Annotated in this window: 16 protein-coding genes; 8 read left to right on the top strand and 8 right to left on the bottom strand. The window is 60.3% G+C overall.

Annotated features, from left to right (window positions below; translation table 11 throughout):
- From ACVDG9_RS20570 to ACVDG9_RS20580, 3 genes are read left to right on the top strand one after another with little or no spacing between them, the layout of a single operon-like run.
- Positions 1-792, top strand: coding sequence for an ABC transporter permease (locus ACVDG9_RS20570; RefSeq protein WP_447238843.1), 792 nt, complete (start codon positions 1-3; stop codon positions 790-792).
- Complete coding sequence (locus ACVDG9_RS20575; RefSeq protein ID WP_447238844.1) at positions 789-1,832, top strand: ABC transporter ATP-binding protein; 1,044 nt, start codon at positions 789-791, stop codon at positions 1,830-1,832. The genes ACVDG9_RS20570 and ACVDG9_RS20575 overlap by 4 nt, the downstream gene beginning before the upstream one ends.
- On the top strand, positions 1,829-2,641 hold the full coding sequence (locus ACVDG9_RS20580; RefSeq protein ID WP_447238845.1) for a phosphodiesterase: 813 nt from the start codon (positions 1,829-1,831) through the stop codon (positions 2,639-2,641). The genes ACVDG9_RS20575 and ACVDG9_RS20580 overlap by 4 nt, the downstream gene beginning before the upstream one ends.
- A gap of 40 nt (positions 2,642-2,681) precedes the next feature.
- On the opposite strand, the gene ACVDG9_RS20585 is transcribed toward ACVDG9_RS20580, so the two are convergent.
- The 3 genes from ACVDG9_RS20585 to ACVDG9_RS20595 are packed head-to-tail and all read right to left on the bottom strand — an operon-like array spanning position 2,682 to position 5,813.
- Complete coding sequence (locus ACVDG9_RS20585; RefSeq protein WP_447238846.1) at positions 2,682-3,755, bottom strand: ABC transporter substrate-binding protein; 1,074 nt, start codon at positions 3,753-3,755, stop codon at positions 2,682-2,684.
- Positions 3,752-5,149: a sensor histidine kinase N-terminal domain-containing protein gene (locus ACVDG9_RS20590; protein WP_447238847.1), complete on the bottom strand. Its 1,398-nt coding sequence runs from the start codon at positions 5,147-5,149 to the stop codon at positions 3,752-3,754. Before ACVDG9_RS20590 ends, ACVDG9_RS20585 begins: the two co-directional genes overlap by 4 nt.
- Positions 5,142-5,813: a response regulator transcription factor gene (locus tag ACVDG9_RS20595; protein ID WP_023003141.1), complete on the bottom strand. Its 672-nt coding sequence runs from the start codon at positions 5,811-5,813 to the stop codon at positions 5,142-5,144. The genes ACVDG9_RS20590 and ACVDG9_RS20595 overlap by 8 nt, the downstream gene beginning before the upstream one ends.
- Positions 5,814-6,005: 192 nt before the next feature.
- Between ACVDG9_RS20595 and ACVDG9_RS20600 the strand changes: the two genes are divergently transcribed.
- The 3 genes from ACVDG9_RS20600 (at position 6,006) to ACVDG9_RS20610 (ending at position 9,252) form a co-directional block, all read left to right on the top strand.
- Positions 6,006-6,995, top strand: a complete 990-nt coding sequence (locus tag ACVDG9_RS20600; RefSeq protein WP_023003140.1) for a Bug family tripartite tricarboxylate transporter substrate binding protein — start codon at positions 6,006-6,008, stop codon at positions 6,993-6,995.
- 271 nt (positions 6,996-7,266) lie between these two features.
- The gene (locus tag ACVDG9_RS20605) at positions 7,267-7,698 is read left to right on the top strand and encodes a tripartite tricarboxylate transporter TctB family protein (RefSeq protein ID WP_023003139.1); all 432 of its coding nucleotides are present in this window, start codon (positions 7,267-7,269) and stop codon (positions 7,696-7,698) included.
- Positions 7,699-7,710: 12 nt separating this feature from the next.
- Positions 7,711-9,252 (top strand): tripartite tricarboxylate transporter permease, encoded by a 1,542-nt coding sequence (locus tag ACVDG9_RS20610; RefSeq protein WP_023003138.1) that lies wholly within the window; start codon positions 7,711-7,713, stop codon positions 9,250-9,252.
- A 173-nt stretch (positions 9,253-9,425) separates the two neighbouring features.
- Here ACVDG9_RS20610 and ACVDG9_RS20615 read toward each other — a convergent pair whose 3' ends face one another.
- Together ACVDG9_RS20615 and ACVDG9_RS20620 are read right to left on the bottom strand one after the other, a co-directional pair.
- Positions 9,426-11,000, bottom strand: a complete 1,575-nt coding sequence (locus ACVDG9_RS20615; RefSeq protein ID WP_077291908.1) for an ABC transporter substrate-binding protein — start codon at positions 10,998-11,000, stop codon at positions 9,426-9,428.
- A 190-nt stretch (positions 11,001-11,190) separates the two neighbouring features.
- Positions 11,191-11,946 (bottom strand): class II aldolase and adducin N-terminal domain-containing protein, encoded by a 756-nt coding sequence (locus tag ACVDG9_RS20620; protein WP_447238848.1) that lies wholly within the window; start codon positions 11,944-11,946, stop codon positions 11,191-11,193.
- Positions 11,947-12,076: 130 nt separating this feature from the next.
- Between ACVDG9_RS20620 and ACVDG9_RS20625 the strand changes: the two genes are divergently transcribed.
- Positions 12,077-12,955, top strand: a complete 879-nt coding sequence (locus tag ACVDG9_RS20625; RefSeq protein WP_447238849.1) for a LysR family transcriptional regulator — start codon at positions 12,077-12,079, stop codon at positions 12,953-12,955.
- A gap of 438 nt (positions 12,956-13,393) precedes the next feature.
- The gene (locus ACVDG9_RS20630; protein ID WP_055656214.1) at positions 13,394-14,356 is read left to right on the top strand and encodes a hypothetical protein; all 963 of its coding nucleotides are present in this window, start codon (positions 13,394-13,396) and stop codon (positions 14,354-14,356) included.
- 143 nt (positions 14,357-14,499) lie between these two features.
- Here the strand turns inward: ACVDG9_RS20630 and ACVDG9_RS20635 are convergent, their stop codons facing one another.
- The 3 genes from ACVDG9_RS20635 to hutC form a co-directional block, all read right to left on the bottom strand.
- Positions 14,500-14,862, bottom strand: a complete 363-nt coding sequence (locus tag ACVDG9_RS20635) for a Tsi3 family protein (RefSeq protein ID WP_139314069.1) — start codon at positions 14,860-14,862, stop codon at positions 14,500-14,502.
- A gap of 77 nt (positions 14,863-14,939) precedes the next feature.
- The gene (locus ACVDG9_RS20640) at positions 14,940-16,211 is read right to left on the bottom strand and encodes a hypothetical protein (RefSeq protein ID WP_447238850.1); all 1,272 of its coding nucleotides are present in this window, start codon (positions 16,209-16,211) and stop codon (positions 14,940-14,942) included.
- 222 nt (positions 16,212-16,433) lie between these two features.
- Entirely contained in the window at positions 16,434-17,135 is a 702-nt protein-coding gene (gene hutC, locus ACVDG9_RS20645; protein WP_023003131.1) for a histidine utilization transcriptional repressor HutC, read from the bottom strand.
- Between the last annotated feature and the right edge of the window lie 2 nt (positions 17,136-17,137).

Consider the following 17,137-nt stretch of genomic DNA (forward strand, 5'->3'; position numbering starts at 1 on the left):
ATGAAAAGATCCCTCGCCTGGTGGCTGCAATGTGCGGTCACGCTTGTTATCGCCGCCTTTCTGCTGGTCCCGGCCGTCCAGTCGATCCTAGCCGGGGTAACAGCCAACTACTTCCGCGGCCTTTCCTCGGGCCTGACCCTGAAATGGATCGGGAGGGTCTGGGAGTTATATTCCGCCAGCATCTTCCTGTCGCTCTGGCTCGCGATAGCCTGCCTTGCCGTCACACTGGTGATCGGCGTTCCGGCAGCCTACGCCCTTGCCAGAAATCCCGGACGCCTGTCGCGCCTGCTGGAAGAGTTCATCTCCTTGCCGCTCGCCATTCCCGGCCTTGCATTGGCGCTCGCACTCTTGCAGCTCTACGGAACCTTGTCCGGGTTCCGTACGTCCTGGACCTTCATCCTCGTCGGCCATGTTCTCTATACGCTGCCGTTCATGGTGCGATCGGTCCTGGCCGTCCTGATGGCCATGGATTTCCGCAGCCTGGAAGAAAGCGCGGCGACACTTGGCGCGTCCGCTTTCACGCGGTTTCGAACGGTGATCATCCCCAATGCCATGCCGGGCATCCTGGCTGGTGCCCTGACCGTGGTGACGCTCTCCATCGGCGAATTCAACCTCACCTGGATGTTGCACACGCCTTATCTGAAAACCCTGCCCGTCGGCCTTGCCGACAGCTATGCCTCCATGCGGCTGGAGGTCGCCTCCGCCTATACGCTCGTCTTCTTCGCGATGATCGTGCCGCTGTTGATGGCCATGCAATGGGCCTCCGCCAGAGCGCAAAGGATCGCTCAATGACCCTGACAATCGAAAACGCCGCCAAGACCTTTGCCGATCACACGCGGGCTCTCTGCCCGACCAACCTGACCGTTGGTCCCGGCGAAATCCTGTCGCTGCTCGGTCCCTCCGGCTGTGGCAAGACGACCCTGCTGCGCATCATTGCCGGACTGGAGCGCCCCGATGCGGGCAGCCGAATCCGGTTCGACGAGACCGACGTGACCGGACTTGCCGTGGAACATCGCAATGTCGGCATGGTGTTTCAGTCCTATGCGCTCTTTCCCAACATGAGCGTGCGCGCGAATGTCGGCTACGGCCTGAAGGTTAGAAAAGTGCCGGCGGAAGAACGCCGGCAACGTGTGGAAGAGGTGCTGAGCCTGTGCCGCCTTACCGACTACGCCGACCGCCCGACAAATGCCCTGTCGGGCGGGCAGCGCCAACGGGTGGCCCTGGCCCGTGCCGTCGCACCGCGCCCCAGGATCCTGCTGCTGGATGAACCCCTGTCCGCGCTGGACGCCGCCTTGCGCGACAACCTGCGTGACGAACTGGCCGCCATGCTGCGGCAGTTCCGGATCACGGCTGTTTTCGTCACCCACGACCAGAGCGAGGCGATGGCGATCGCGGACCGGATCGCGGTGATGTCGAACGGAACCATGCTTCAGGTCGGCCGGCCAGAAGAGCTGTACCACACTCCGGCCAATGCCTTCGTCGCCCGGTTCATCGGCAACGCCATGCCATTGACCGGACGCATGGAAAACGATGTACTGCAGCTGCCTGGCGGACAGTTGAAGCTTCCCGCTGGCGCCGCCGGCAAAACAGCTTACATACGGTCGGAAAACGTCCGGCTAGACCAGACAGGATCTTTGTCGGGAACAGTGGAAACCGTCACGTTCTCCGGCGGTCATTTCCGTCTCGCCGTGGGCGGCGTCCTTCCGGATGCCGGCCTTCTCTATCTTCAGCACCCGGGCAGGAAAGCCCCTGAAACCGGCAGCACCGTGCGCCTCGCCATTGATCCCTCCGACCTCATCTTCCTTGCAGATCAGACATCGACTCATTCATGACCAAGATCATTCAGATTTCAGACACCCACATTGTTCCTGAAGGAGCACTCGCCTACGGACAGGTCGACACCGCCGCGGCCCTTGCCGAAACGGTCGCCACAATCAACCGCCTGCTGCCGCAGATCGGTCCAGTCGACCTCGTGATCGTTACCGGTGACCTGACCGAACATGGAACGCCGGAAGAATACGACCGCTTCAAGATGCTGATGGCGGACCTCGACCTGCCCTACAGGGTGCTGCCGGGCAACCACGACAGGCGCGAGCCGATGCGGGAGAGCTTCGCGGACGCACAGTGGATGCCTCGCACTGGCCCCCTGGACTGGCAGATCGATTTTAAAGACTTTGCCGTTGTCGGGCTCGACAGCCTTACCGAAAGCGCAGCGCATGGCACACTTGAACCGGCAACCCTGTCCTACCTGACGGACGCGCTCTCCGGTCTTGGCGACAAACCCGCGATAGTCGGTTTTCATCACCCTCCCTTTGCCGTGGGGATCAGGGCGATGGACGCGCAGAACCTGCACGACGCAGACAGCCTGGGCACCGCCCTCTCCCTTCATTCCGGGCAGGTTCGGCTTGTCTGCGGCCATCTGCACCGCTCCATCGCCGGCCTCTTTTCCGGCAGCCTGTGTCAGGTCTGCCCCGGCACCTCGCATGCGGTCACGCTGGACCAGCGCACCAACGCCGGCAACAGCCTGACCAAGGAACCCGGCGGGATGCTGCTTCACGAATGGCGAGACGATGGTTTCCTGACGCACCTCATTCCGGTCGGCGCCTTTCCGGGGCCTTATCCCTTCCTGGGCGTTTCCTGAGATACTGAAAAGAGCGTCGTGCAACGCGCCTGCCGGCGCCTCATGGCCCGGGAAACGTCGACCGCCATCGGCGCAAAAAGGTTTCCCGGGTCAGGGCATCCAGTGCGACCATGAGCGCAGGGGAAAGACCGATCGGCCGCAGGGCTGTCGAACTCAGGACCTCGCCTTCATTGCCATCCTCCGTTTCCAGAAGCGGGCTGATCAGCAATGCGGTCCGAAGTGCAAGCGTGCCTTCCGAGGACAAGAGGAAATCCAGGAACGCCTCGGCCTCGGCTTCGTTGTTTGCCTGCTTCGGGATCATGAAGGTGCGCGACAGGACCAGTGTGTAGTCGGACGGCAGCACGATGCCGATCCGGTCGTCGTTCAACTGATAGCCCTGGGCGTAGGAGCCAAGCACGTTGTAGGCGATCAGGTAGCGCCCCTCGGCAACACCCTTGATGATGTCGACCGAGCAACAGGTGGAAATCGCCTGTGAGCGGCCGAAGGATTCCTGCAGCGCGCCGAAGGTGGTTGCTTCCTGCGCGTCGGCAAAAGCAAACAGATATCCAAGCCCCGACTGCTCGATGTCATAGGTTGCAACCCGCCCGGCATAGGGGGTGCCGGAAGGCCGAAGGAGATCGAGCAGGTCGAAGCGGGTCTGCGGAATATCCTCCACGGGCACCAGCTCGCGGTTATAGACGATCACCGCGGGCTCGCGGGTGATACCCCACAATTCGTCGCGCCAGCGAAGGGCCTCCGGCAACTGTTCGGTCAACCGTGAGCGATAGGACGCTGCGCAGGCTTCGTTGACCAGTTGCACCATCTGGTGAACACCGGAGCTGATGACAATGTCAGCGCCTGGAACGCCGTCGCGGCAATCCCGGTGGGTCAGGCGGTAGAGTTCGTTCGATCCCCATTGCTCGTAGCGCACCTGCAGCCCGGGCCGGGTGCGCAGGAAACTTTCGACCACGGGACCGAAGATGGAAATATCCGTCGTGGAGCGCACCACCAGCACACGGTTGGTGGTCTCCGGTCCGAAATTTTCCACCAGCTCCTGGGCCGACACGTCCCGGCCGGTGGCAAGCAGCATCACGACTGCAGCCAGGCACTTCAGCAGATAGGCGGGCCGCTTCATGTCCGCCCCTCCGGTACGGCTGCAAACACAAGGGCAGCGCGAAAACGCGCCCCACCCGTCTTTTCCAGGCGTAATTCGCCATCGTAGGAAAGGGCGACGGAATGCGCGATCGCAAGACCGAGGCCGGAACTGCTTTGCCGCGACAGCGCGCCTTTGTTGAAACGGGACCCCAGTTCGACAAGAACCCCATCCACCGGTCCACCGCCCGCATCTTCCACCCAGATACTGGCCCGCCGGCCTTGCAGCGAAGCCCCGATCCGTACCGGCGAGCGGCCGTATTTGAGTGCGTTGTTCAGGAGGTTCTTCAAGGCTTCCTTCAGTGATTGCACATCGGCCAGCACTTCGACAGGGTCTTCGCCAATATCCAGGATCACGTCGAATTCCGGATTGAGAACAGCATGATCGCCTTCCTCGAAAACGTCGAGGGCAATATCGCGCAAGTCCACCTTCTCCCGTCTGGCGCTGTCGCCGCGGTGGATCACCAGTGCCTGGCTCAGAAGCTGGTCGAGCAGACGGCCGAGGCTTGCCGTTCGGGTCTGTATCCTCTCGACGATCTTTTCCTTGCGGGAAAGTTCCGCTTCGTCGGTGAAGAGATCCGCCTGGGCCCTGAGGGCCGCAACAGGCGTCCTGAGCTGATGCGCGGTGTCGGAGATCAGATGCCGCATGGAATTCATCTGCCGGTCGAGACGGGCCATGAAACCGTTGAGGGCATTGATCATCACCGCCGTTTCCCGCGGCACCGAGGTGTCGAGCGGTGTCAGGTCGTGGGGGTCCCGTGCCGAGAGACCGCCGGCGATCCGTTCCAGCGGCTGCAGCACCGAGCGGACGACGACGACCGACAACAGCACCATTGCCAGGCCGGAGGCTGCAAGCACGTAGAGCGCCTTGCGGGTGATGTCATAGGCCATGTCGTTACGCGCCCGCAGGGTCTGGCCGACAACCACCTTGATCGTGCCGTTGAGCGTACGCTCCGCAAACCGGCGCGAGACCACGGCAAAACGGGCTGGCTCTCCAAAGAACGAACCGTCGAAAAACCCTTCCCGGAAATCGCGCCGGCCTGTCGGCAGGGTGATTTCATCATAGCCGGTCAGCGTCGCGCCCTCCGGGCCGATAATGCGATAGCCGATCCTGTCGTCGGGGGCGAGCGCCAGCAACTCGAACGCCGAAACCGGCAACTCGATGACGGGCCTGTCGTCCTGAACGGTGATCGACGAAGCAATGCCTGTCGCCGCGCCCAGGAGCAACCGGTCGTAGGCGCTTCTGGCCGCTTCCCGGCCATAGGCGAATGCCGCGATGGAAACGATCACCCCGCCGAAGATCAGCAGAAAGGCAATCCCGAAGGCAACACGTGCGGTGAGTGAGGTCGACGCCAGCCTGCGGATGAGATCAGTCATCGACTTCCAGCTTGTAACCAAGCCCTCTCTGGGTCTCGATCCTGACAGATCCGCCCGAGAGTTTCTTGCGCAGCCGCGCAACATAAAGCTCCAGCGCGTTCATGCTGACGTCGGTGTCCTGGAAACTGAACACCCCTTCGAACAGACGTTCCTTGCTGACGGTCTTGCCGCGATTGCGGACCAGGATCTCCAGCAGCGAGAATTCGCGCCGGGTCAGATTGATCGGGCTGTCGCCCTGACGCACGACCCGCGCGGAAGCATTGAACGTGAGGCTGCCGAGCGTCAGTTCCTCGGCCTTGTCGCCCTGTTCGCGGCGATAGAGTGCGCGGATGCGGGCTTCCAGTTCGCGGTGGTCGAACGGCTTGACCAGGTAATCATCCGCCCCGGAATTGAGCGAGGACACCCTGTCGTCGACGGAAAATTCCGCCGTCAGCATCAGCACCGGCGTGCGCTCGCCCCGAGACCTGATCTCTTTCAATAGCTCGGTACCCAGGCCATCCGGCAAATTGATATCAAGAACGATCACGTCGTAATGCTGAACGTTGACGCAGGCCCTCGCCTCTTCCAGCGACTTTGCCAGATCGCAGGCAATGCCAGACCGGTCCAGCCGGATCATGATCGCCTCAGCCATGTCAAACGTGTCTTCAACGAGCAAAAGACGCAAAGATTCGTTCCTCCCGCCCCCAGTCTTGCCCCGCAATTTCGCTGCTTGCAAGCAATGTGCCCCCTGGTGACAGGTTGATGACAGGGTTTGGCGCTAGGCTCTCCTCACGTCCGTTGGGAGGACCCGCTTTAACGCGGCACAACGGATACCAGGGGCTCACCAAAAGCCTTGCACATGTGGAGGAAACACAACATGGCATTCAAAACGACCCGCCTTCTGCTGGCGGCCGCATTCCTTGGCGCATCCGCTTTCGGCGCAACAGCTGCCGATTTCACGCCGGAAAACCCGGAGTGCATCGCACCGGCCAACCCGGGTGGTGGCTGGGACTTCACCTGCCGCCAGGTCGGCAAGACCCTTCAGGACCTGAAGCTTCTCGACAAGACCATGCAGGTTGTGAACCTGGCTGGCGGCGGCGGCGGTGTGGCCTATGCTGAAGTCGTCAACAAGCGCGGCGACGACAACGACCTGATCGTTGCAGCTTCCTCGGCAACCGCAACCCGCCTTGCCCAGGGTGCCTTCCCGGGCAACACCATGGACCAGGTTCGCTGGGTGGCTTCCGTTGGCGCTGACTACGGTGTGATCGCCGTTGCGGCCGACAGCCCGATCAACACCCTGCCGGAACTTCTCGACCAGATGAAATCCGACCCGACGTCCGTATCCGTTGCCGGCGGTTCCGCTGTTGGTGGCTGGGATCACCTGAAGGTTCTGATCGCTGCAAACGCTTACGGCATCGAAGACGTCCGCACCGTGAAATACATCGCTTTCGACGGTGGTGGTGAAGCTGTGACCCAGCTTCTGGCCGGTTCCGTCCAGGCTTTCACCGGTGACATTTCCGAAGCCAAGGGCTTTGTCGACAGTGGCGACATCAAGGTGATCGCTGTTCTGGCGCCTGAGCGGCTGTCCGGCGAATTCGCCGACTTCCCGACGGCAAAGGAACAGGGTGTCGACGCGATCGGCGCAAACTGGCGCGGTTTCTACGCACCGGGCAACATGTCCGACGACGCCTATAACGCATGGGTGTCCAAGATCTCCGATCTGTACGCAAGTGAAGAATGGAAAGGCATCATGGCTGCAAACGGTCTGGCTCCGCTCGACCTGCAGGGTGCCGAGTTCCAGGAATTCGTTGCCAACTCGGTTCAGCAGATCCAGAACATCTCCAAAGAAATCGGCATCATCAAATAAGAATGCCGTCAGTCCGACTGGAGGGGGCGCAGTTCATGTGCCCCCTTCTTTTTCAGGACGCGTCCGAACGCGGGCAATATCCGGTTTTCCGCACGCAGCTTTGAGACTGACAGCGTAACGCCGGAAGTATGTCTGCCTGATCATTGTCCGCCCGATTGGGCAAAGTGGATTGTCGGCGGACACAGTGGCACACTTCGGGTGCCAACAAACAACAGAACACATAAGGGGCGGCCGCCGGACTTGGGGAGGAGCCGCTATTAGGAAGGTATCCATGAGCGACCGCATCTTTGGCGCGGTCGGGCTACTTCTCGCGCTGGGATATGCCTGGGCCGCTCTTGTCATCGAAGAAAGCTTTCTGTCCGACGCCGTCGGCCCGAAGGCGTTCCCCCTGATCATCGCATCCGTGTTGGGTCTGTCGTCGCTGGCGATTTTCCTGAAACCCGACGTCGCCCCGGAATGGCCGTCGCTGCCGCGTCTGCTTGAAGTCGCCATGGCAGTGCTGGCGATGATCCTCTACGCGATACTTCTGCCGGAAGCCGGCTTCATCATCGCGACAGCCATTGCCGCTGCCTATCTGACCTGGCGCCTCGGCTCTTCACCGATCGGCTCGCTTATCACCGGCTGCCTGACTTCGCTCGGCATCTATGCGGTCTTCCACCTCGTTCTTGGCCTGTCCCTGGCCAAGGGCCCGTTCGGCTTTTAACGGAGCATCGCCATGGAAACTCTCTCTTCACTGGCCGACGGCTTCATCATCGCGCTGACCTGGCAGAACCTGCTGCTGGCCCTGCTCGGCTGTTTTCTCGGCACCATCATGGGCGCCCTGCCGGGCCTTGGCCCGTCCAATGGCGTCGCTATCCTCATCCCGCTTGCCTTCACGCTCGGTCTTGGCGCCACGCCGTCATTGATCCTGCTGACGTCGGTCTATTACGGCGCCATGTACGGCGGGCGTATCTCGTCGATCCTCTTGAACATTCCCGGTGACGAACCGGCGATGATGACCTGTCTCGACGGTTACCCGATGGCCCAGCAGGGCCGCGCAGGCGAGGCCCTCTCGCTGTCGGGCGTTGCCTCCTTCGTTGGTGCCTTCCTGGCCACCTGGGGCCTGATCCTGCTGGCACCGCAGCTGGTCAAGATCGCGCTTCTGTTCGGTCCGGCGGAATATTTCGCCCTGTTCACCCTGGCCTTCGCCACCCTGGGCGGCGTTGCCTCGACCAACCAGGCCAAGACCGCCTTCGCAGCCGCGCTCGGCATTGGCCTTGCCACCGTCGGCGTCGACACCCAGACCGGCGTGCCGCGCTTCACCTTCGGCGAAGTGCACCTCTACGACGGGATCGACTTTCTGGTTGCCATCGTCGGCCTGTTTGCTCTGTCCGAGGTCTTCCTGTTCCTGGAACACCGCCACGGCAATGCCGACGCCAACTCCAGCAAGGTTACCGTCGGCCGGCTGATGCCCAGCTTCTCGCTGCTGAAGTCCTGCACCCCGACCATGCTGCGCACCAGTCTGCTCGGCTTCATTGCCGGCGTTCTGCCTGGTGCCGGCGCGTCGCTCGGCTCGTTCATCTCTTATACGTTCGAGAAGAAACTGGTCGACAAGGAAGGCACCTTCGGCAAGGGCGACCCGCGCGGTGTCGCCGCGCCTGAAGCCGGCAACAACGCCGCCGCGGGCGGTGCGCTGGTGCCGATGCTCGCCCTCGGCGTTCCCGGCTCCGGGACCACGGCCGTGCTGCTGGCGGTTCTGCTGGCGCTCAACATCACGCCGGGCCCGCTGCTGTTCACCCAGCAGCCGGATGTGGTCTGGGGTCTGATCGCGGCCCTGTTCATTGCCAACTTCATGCTGCTGGCCATGAACATCCCGATGATCGGTCTCTTCACCCGCGTCCTGTTGATCCCGCCGCGCATCCTCATGCCCATCGTCGCCATGGTCAGCTTCGTCGGCATCTACGGCATCTCCGGCTCCTCCTTCGACCTTCTGGTCATGGTCGGCTTCGGTGTGCTGGGCTGGGTGTTGCGCAAGCTTGACGTGCCGCTGGTCCCGATCATCCTCGGAACGCTGCTCGGCAACGCCATGGAAAACAACCTGCGCCGCGCGATCACCATCAGCAACGGCGACTGGTTCACCCTGATCGACAGCCCGCTGTCGCTGACCCTGTGGAGCATGGCCATCATCGGCTTCGTCCTGCCGATCATCTTCGGCAAGGTCCTGAAGGCCCGCATGCGTCACATGAAGAAGGACGAAGAGGGCTCGGTCATCGACTGATCGCTGCCAACACCGCAAGAAACGAAAACGCCCTCTCCTTCCGGATGAGGGCGTTTTTTATTAGCGCACGTCTCACCGCCGCCATTCCCGATGGTCCGAAGCGAAGCTGCCACCCAGCGGGAAACCAGGTGCAAGGTGCCAGTCAAAAATGTTTCAGATTTGAGAAGACGAACTCAGCTAAACCACCAGCGCTCCGTAGCGCGCAGACCGTCGAGCGGCCAGTTTGCGGCGACTTTTTCCGGATGACTGACCTTGTCGCTGAGTGCCATCACGTAGCTTGCGAACATGGGGATGATGGTGCCGCCATCGGTCCTGACGATGTTCTGCATCTCGCGATACATATCCGCGCGCTTTGCTTCGTCGAGTTCGGACCGCGCTTCGCTCAGAAGCCGGTTGAAGCGCTCGTTGTCCCAATAGGTGTCGTTCCACGGCGCCCCGGCAGCGTAAGCGAGCGTGAAGGTCGCGTCCTCGGTCGGGCGTCCGGTCCAGTAGACCGCGCAGAACGGCTTCTTCATCCAGACATCGGACCAGTAACCGTCATTGGGCTCGCGTACCGGCTGAATGTTGATACCGGCCGCCTCTGCCTTGCTTGAATAGAGCACTGCTGCATCGACAGCGCCGCCAAAAGCAGCGTCGGAGGCGGAGAGTTGCAGATCCAGCGAGCTGAGGCCCGCCTGTTTCAGATAATATTTCGCCTTGTCCGGATCATAGCTCGTCTGCTCAAGATCGGCTGCGTAAAAGCGGTTGGCCGGGCTGATCGGGTGGTCGTTGCCAACCGAGCCATAGCCAAAGAGGATCTTGTCGACAAGTTCCTGCCGGTCGATGGCGTATTTCAAGGCCATGCGGACATTGTTGTCGTTGAAGGGCGCTGCCCGTGTGTCCATGGCGAACGTATAGTGCTGACCACCGGTCGCCGAGACGATCTGGACACCCGGAGCGCGCTGGAACAGATGCACCGTCTTCAGATCCACCTGGTCAACGACGTCGACATTTCCGGTCATCAGTGCAGCCTGCCGCGCTGCCGGATCAACAATGGCCATCAGGACAACCGCATCGAAATGGGCACGGTCCGATTTCCAGTAATTCGGATTGCGCGTGAGCTCGGCGATGTAGCCGGGTTTGAAGTTGGTGACTTTGTACGGACCGCACCCGTCACCGCTGGTGGGATCGATCTTGCCATCCGAAGACTTCAGGATCGGCATATGGTAGTCGCTCACCACATAAGGGAAATCGGCGTTGCCTGCATCCAGCGTGAAGACGACGGTATCGCCGTCGCTGGCAATGTCGGTAACCGGTGCAAGGAAGGGCTTGGCAGCCGAACTGCTGTCCGCGCCGCGGTGATAGTTGATCGAGGCAACGACATCATCAGGTGTCACGGTACCGCCGCTGTGGAACTCGACACCGCTGCGGATCTTGAACGTCCAGACCTTTGCATCGGGAGATGACGTCCAGCTTTCCGCCACTTCCCCGACGAGGGATCCGTCCGAGGCGATCTCCACCAGGTAGCCGTTGCGGGCAAAGGCGAAGACCTGCGAATAGGTGTTGTCCCAAACTGCCGGATCGTACGTGTCGTTGGTATTGCCCGAGGCAATCCCGAAGCGGATCGTTCCGCCTTTTTTGGGCTGGGCAACAGCCGGCCCGATACCAAGAGACGATACGAGAGCCGTGGCGCCGAGCGCAGCAGTTCCCCCGAGAACGCTTCGCCGCGAGACTGCCAGTCGGTTTTGCGGCGTAAAGGCCTCTCCCATTCCATGGTTCTCCTTGATGAGCGTGATAGGTTTCAGTTCAACTTGTTGGCCGATACGGACGGCCAGTCGCGATAACCGGAATTTCGGCAAATTCCGTCCGCCCGGCCCGGCGGTGTCACCATCGGGCCTTGCATGATTTTGTTTCGAGTGTCCGCTGCCTTTGCGTCCGCAGCCTGGGCCGTGCCGGTGCCTAGCTGGCGTAGTTCGAGCCTTCGTCGTCCAGAATGGCTTTCAATTCGGCGAAGTGGTCGTGCCCAAGGCCCGGATAATTTTCAATTTCCTGCGCGGTCTTCTCGGCAATCTCAGGGCTGAGAACGCGCAATGGTTTTCCGGTCTGCAGTGCCCGAATGTAGGTCTCTGCAGCACGTTCGAAATGATAAAGGCGGTCAAAGGCTTCTGCGACAGTACTGGCGACGACCAGAACGCCGTGGTTGCCCATGATCAGCACCTTGATCTTCGGGTCGCGAAGCAACGTCGCGCAGCGTTCGCCTTCTTCCTCGAAAGCAAGCCCGCCATAGTTCTCGTCAATTGCGAAGCGGCCATAAAAAGTCGCGGTGTTCTGGTCGATCGGCGGCAGAGTGCTGTCGGCAAGGCAGGCCAGAACCGTGGCATGGACCGAATGCACATGCATGACGCAGCGCGCATGTGGGCATTGCCGGTGGATGGCGCCATGCAATCCCCAGGCAGTCGGGTCCGGAGCGTTTGGATGTTCCAGCGTTTGCGGGTCATTTGCATCCAGCAAAATCAGGTCGGATGCCCTGATCCGGCTGAAATGCCGCTGACTGGGGTTTACCAGAAAAGCCGTGCCTTCGTCATTGACGGCAAGGCTGAAATGATTGGCGACAGCTTCGTGCATTCCAAGACGCTCGGTCCAGCGGAATGCTGCCGCCAGGTCGATCCGCTCCGCCCAGTGAGTGATGTTCGAATGTTCTGCAACACGCAGCATGCACTGTCTCCCTCGCTTTCTCTTCGACGCTAGGGAGCGCTTTCAACATTGACAAACAATATATTCGATGGCGTTGCATTAATAAAATTAATACGCATTATGTCAGTTGATGAATGAGTGAGGTGCACGCATGAAGACGGTTGGATTGCCGCCGCTGGCCTGGTTGCGGGCATTCGAGGCCACTGCGCGCCATCTCAGCTTCACCCGTGCCTCGCAGGAATTGAACCTGACCCAGTCCGCGGTCAGCCAGCATGTACGCAGCCTCGAGACCTTGCTCGGCTGCAGTCTTTTCGTGCGCAAGACGCGTGCCCTGGAACTGACGCTCGAAGGGGAAACCTATCTGCCGAGCCTGCGTGAAGCCTTCGACCTGATCACAAGGAGCACGCAGCTTGTCACCGGCAGTGACCTGGGGCGCAACCTGACGCTTCAGTGCAATCTGGCCTTTTCCGTCTATTGGCTGGCCCCGCGCCTTCGCCGGCTTTACGAAGAATTTCCCTGGCTGACGCTCAATATCGTGACATCGATCTGGGACACCGAAAAGCGCGCGGCCGATGCCTCTCTGGAAATCCGCTTCGCCCGTCCGGAGGACATGCCGACCGCCGCCATTCGGCTTGCCGAGGAAAAATGCTATCCGGTCTGCTCACCCGGCCTGCCTGAAGAAGAGCGCTCACTGGAGAGCGGCAGGCTGTTCGACTGCGCGGGCATCACCGGCTCCTGGTCCGGTTGGATGAACTCGCAAGGCAGGTCCTTTGCAAGGGAAGCCGAGGTCAATCTGGCATCGACCTATGTGATCGCGATTTCGGCAGCCTTGAACGGTGCGGGCCTCGTCCTCGCACACGACACGCTCGTCGGTGACCTCCTCCGAAGCGGTGACCTTGTTCGTCCCTTTGAACATCAGGCGCCCCTGAGTGAAGCCTACTTCGTCCGGACCCCGCCACCTTACGCGGAAACGCCTGCCTCCAAGGTGTTTTTGGACTGGATCCAGAAAGAGCAGGCTTCTGCGCGCTGATCTGCAATCCAGCGCTGCCAGCGCAAGCAAAGGCGCTTTCACAAGAGCGCAATAGTCTCAGTTTTTGAATACGGCAAAGCGCCCAAGGCAATAGGTTATCCAGGGCCCGGATCTTACCGCGCAGCCACGCCGTGACCCACCCGGAATACCGGTAGAGGAGGCATCATACCCTCCCCCTGAGCCCTCAAAAACGGCCAAAATCTTCCCCCAAAACTCAAAACCGCCGCCTTCAAGTCAAGTGACATGCCGCACAAGTGCGACCTGCAGGACGCGTGATATCCAGCCTCTCAACGAGAACTCAAGTGATACCGAAATAGAGGTGTAAATCTGATGCACGTTCAAATCAGAAAACCAAAGAACCCCATCCCCAGGAACTACTTTCCCCACAACCGTGTGGAACAAAAGCGCGACGGCGTCTGGGTGAGGTGCGGAGTCGTTATGCCTGTCGGCGCCGGCGACAGCTGGGAGACGATCGGCAAGTTCTGCGACGGCATCCCTGCCGAAGAAGTGGCCTATGCCAACTTCGAGACCTATGACCCCGCCGAGATCAACTGGTACCTGAGAGAATATGTCGGCTGCCACAAGCCTGGCCCTCGCGGCTTCAACTTCATGTTCGATGGCGCCAAGCCTGGTCTTATCCTGGCTCCGTTCCGGGATGCACTGATCGGCGATGTGGTGGAACGCGCGCACAGGCAGGAGGAGCGCCGTCAGCGCCGCACCATCCTCGACCGACGATGGGACAACCGCAATATCGACATTCCGGAGGGTGAAAAACTCGTCGTCCAGGCACGCGAAATGATTTACCGCCGCGTCCAGAACCACGTCCCGAACTCGCAGGATTTCGATCTGCAAAAGGAATTGACGGGATTTCTCGTGGGCGAGGCGATTGACGGTGGCGGCGGGCTCCTGACGCCGCACAAGGCGCTCTTGAAGACCTTGCTCAAGCCCCTCAAGGAACTCCATCCGGAAAACGAGCGGGTTCGTAAGCTGCGCAAGAAGTATTATGAAGGGTTCGCAAACGGCGTGGCGGCGGCGCTCTTTCCAGGGCACGACTACGCGCTTCACGACAAGGTCCCGGGAGAGAGGTTCTTCTACAATGCCGGTCTCGAGCATGGTCGCCAGATGAGCGGTCTGCAACGTTACCAGTTCGTGATGGGCCTGATGGAACGCGCACGCCGTTATGGTCTGCGCGGAGGCAACCCGATCTATCAGCAGAAAGCCAACTTCTCGAAGGGTTTTGGCGGACGCGCCGTTGCGTTCTATCTCGCACGGGAATTGTCTTCCAGCCGTTTGCTGGAACGCAATATCCACGAGACACCGCTCAAGGAAGACATTGTGGATGCAGTAAAGGACACCCTCACGGACAAAGCCAAGGAAGCTGTCGGTATCCCGTCCTTCTGAGACGGGCTACTGCTGGCCTTAGGCGACTGCTCAGGACGTGCAGAAGGCGGCGCCGATCAAAAAGCGAGCACAGAAATATTCATCTTGTGCGTGTTGAGGGGTGCGCAGAGCCCCTCCCTCACTTCCTGCGGAGACCCTGTCGGTTACTTCTCGGCCGCCAGGCTTTGCCAAACCTGCCACGCCTCGTCGAACGCCGGTGTTCCGCCTTCCGACTGGATATAGGCGCGGACATAGGCCTGACGGTCTGCAATTTGTTTGGGAATGGTGAGGGTATATTCCGGGCCGCCCATGCCACCTTCGACTGTCGTCAAGGTGTGCGGGGCGGGATCGGTCCCTTCGGTGTCGACCCCTCCGGCGACCGGCTGCGGCGCGGTGGTCCAAATGGCGATTTCATCGACTTCGCGCAGAGCCTGTTCCGGCAAAAGCAGAATGTGATCGGCACCTGTTTCGACCTTGCGTCCTTCGGGTACGCCAAACTGCAGGCCGTCGACAACTTCAGTCTTCATCTCAATCACTCTTTGCTGCTCGGCATTGCAGGACGCCAGAATAAACGGAACCAGAAAGGGGAATATTTTCAGCCACTTCACCATGATATCTTGGCGCCTGACATGTCGGAATGAGCTTCACCGACAAAGCTTCCCCAACCGGTCACCCTGTCGTCCCACGGCCGTGAGGTGTATTCGGACCCAAGCGCCGCAACGTTGTCCGCGGGCCAGTTCCTGGCATGCTGCGCATAGGCGGCAAAATTGATGCCGGGAAACGCAGCGGCGGTTCTTGGCAAGTCCGTTTTTGTCTTTTTGCCGACGAGATTGGCAACATACCTGATGTATTTCGCAACAGCGAAGATGTTGAACTCGTCGCACGTCAGAAGCGTCGCGATCTGCGCGCCGTCGAGACCTTGCCTCCGTTTGTGTTCAAGCAACCCGGAGAACAGATCCGTGCGTGCAACAGTGTCGTCGCGCACCTGACCAAGGCCTACAGAGGTTGTGCGCCTTGAGACCGAATGCGTCGCCGCGGTGTAGTCGAGCATGTCTTCGTTTTGAGATTGATCACGCTGTTCCGCCAAGACGATCGCTCCAATGACTTCCGGCGTCAGATTATAGGTTTTTGCAGCAGCGTTCATCACGGCTCCCCGGGACGGGCGACCGTTCAGGTAAATCGGCTCAAACAATGTGGAGATCGGCAAACTCGTAATGCGCGCGGCCTGCCGAAGACGTTCACTGGCGGAACTGGGAACAGTAAGACCATTCCAGAGCGGATTGGAGTAGCTGCGCGACACGGGACCGGATGCGCCAGGATCACCTTGCGGATTTGTCTTCTGCTCATAGAGGATGCGTGCCTGGTCGAACGCAGAAACGCGGTGATTGAAGATGTCGCGTCCCGTTGCACCGCTGCCTGAGAAAGACGCGGATGCACTTGAGGGAATAGTCGCACTGCTGATGGGTTTCTTGGTGCTGATCGAAAGCAAGCCGTACTTGCGCATGCTGTCGGCAAGATCGTTTGCAAGCCCGAACACCTTTGCCGGATTGCCAAATTGCGCGTTGAGGATTGAAGCATCCCGGTCGAAAAAGAAGAAACCAGCCAGGTTGTTTTCGATGCTGGAAACTGAGACAGGCCCGGCTTTCGCTGCCATCAGCATTACCGCGTCGTAAAGCGAAGGAGCGCTTTGCTGATTGAAGTACCTTGTAAAAAAATCTCTCAGAACTTTCCCGGATTGCAATTGCGTGATTGTTGCATCGAACCTCGTGTCACGTTCAAGAAGTTCCAGAGCTTTTGCCCGCTCCCCGTCGGTAACCCATCGGAAGACATCTCCCAGTTCCAGGAGTTTGATGACCTCATCGCCTACAACGGTCATGATTTTCTTCAACCCCTCTATTGCTCGGGCTGGTCAGGACAGAAATTGTTTTCCAATCCGAAAATTAAAATAAATCAACTAGTTAACAAACTTTCAGAATCCAACCCTAATTGATTGCCGACCCAGTTACAACTCTAAGGGGCGCAATCGCAATGAGCGGAGCCATGCCCGGCCGGTATTTGAACAACCTTGCTGGAGACGTCGGAAAACGCCCCTCCCCGTTCAGATCTCCGTCCGCATCCGGTAGCCCGGGGCGAAGATCAGGCGGACATGGGTGATCGGCAGGGGGCCGGTCCAGGTGATGCGTTCCATCGCAAAGAGGGCTGCGCCCGTGGAGGCATCCAGTTTGCGCGACAGGGTCTTGTCGGCATTGACGGCGAAGAAGGAAATGTCGCCGTGGCTGTAGGGCGCGTTGTGCACCAGCCACTCGTTGGCGCTGACGTCCTCGAACGTCATGTCACGCGCCGCAGGAGCTGCTTCCAGGTTGATGTAGCGTTCCTCGAAGGCATAAGGCCGGTCGTCTGCAAAGTGCAGCGTCTTTAAAAACAGGACATCCGCGCCGAGCGTCACCTGGAACGCGCCGTGCAACATGGGCGGCAGGGGCCGGAGATCCTTTTCCAGAAGGCTGTGCCGGTAGGTGCGGCCAAGCGCTTCGACTTCTTCACGCAGGATCGGAATGGTGAGCGTCGCGCGCTGAGGCGGGTTGAGCGCAACACGCGTTCCCGCCCGGCGCTTGCGCACCACAAGTCCGCTTTCGGCCAAGTCCCGGAGAGCACGGTTGACGGTGGTGCGGGCGCAGCCGAACTCTTCCGCAAGATCGGCCTCATGGGGGATCTGCTCCCCCGGCTGCCAGATCCGGTCATGGATCCGCCGAAGGAGTTCTTCGCGAATGCCCGTCCAGGAATTTGTGTCCGCAAGCGCCAAGT

Source organism: Roseibium sp. RP-7 (assembly GCF_053005225.1).

Excerpts from the sequence above, each read along its gene's own strand:
- ACVDG9_RS20575 (WP_447238844.1), top strand. The coding sequence starts at position 789 with ATGACCCTGACAATCGAAAACGCCGCCAAGACCTTTGCCGATCACACG.
- ACVDG9_RS20585 (WP_447238846.1), bottom strand. The coding sequence starts at position 3,755 with ATGAAGCGGCCCGCCTATCTGCTGAAGTGCCTGGCTGCAGTCGTGATG.
- ACVDG9_RS20580 (WP_447238845.1), top strand. The coding sequence starts at position 1,829 with ATGACCAAGATCATTCAGATTTCAGACACCCACATTGTTCCTGAAGGA.
- ACVDG9_RS20640 (WP_447238850.1), bottom strand. The coding sequence starts at position 16,211 with ATGACCGTTGTAGGCGATGAGGTCATCAAACTCCTGGAACTGGGAGAT.
- ACVDG9_RS20600 (WP_023003140.1), top strand. The coding sequence starts at position 6,006 with ATGGCATTCAAAACGACCCGCCTTCTGCTGGCGGCCGCATTCCTTGGC.
- ACVDG9_RS20620 (WP_447238848.1), bottom strand. The coding sequence starts at position 11,946 with ATGCTGCGTGTTGCAGAACATTCGAACATCACTCACTGGGCGGAGCGG.
- ACVDG9_RS20610 (WP_023003138.1), top strand. The coding sequence starts at position 7,711 with ATGGAAACTCTCTCTTCACTGGCCGACGGCTTCATCATCGCGCTGACC.
- ACVDG9_RS20605 (WP_023003139.1), top strand. The coding sequence starts at position 7,267 with ATGAGCGACCGCATCTTTGGCGCGGTCGGGCTACTTCTCGCGCTGGGA.
- ACVDG9_RS20635 (WP_139314069.1), bottom strand. The coding sequence starts at position 14,862 with ATGAAGACTGAAGTTGTCGACGGCCTGCAGTTTGGCGTACCCGAAGGA.
- ACVDG9_RS20615 (WP_077291908.1), bottom strand. The coding sequence starts at position 11,000 with ATGGGAGAGGCCTTTACGCCGCAAAACCGACTGGCAGTCTCGCGGCGA.
- ACVDG9_RS20630 (WP_055656214.1), top strand. The coding sequence starts at position 13,394 with ATGCCTGTCGGCGCCGGCGACAGCTGGGAGACGATCGGCAAGTTCTGC.
- ACVDG9_RS20570 (WP_447238843.1), top strand. The coding sequence starts at position 1 with ATGAAAAGATCCCTCGCCTGGTGGCTGCAATGTGCGGTCACGCTTGTT.
- ACVDG9_RS20590 (WP_447238847.1), bottom strand. The coding sequence starts at position 5,149 with ATGACTGATCTCATCCGCAGGCTGGCGTCGACCTCACTCACCGCACGT.
- ACVDG9_RS20625 (WP_447238849.1), top strand. The coding sequence starts at position 12,077 with ATGAAGACGGTTGGATTGCCGCCGCTGGCCTGGTTGCGGGCATTCGAG.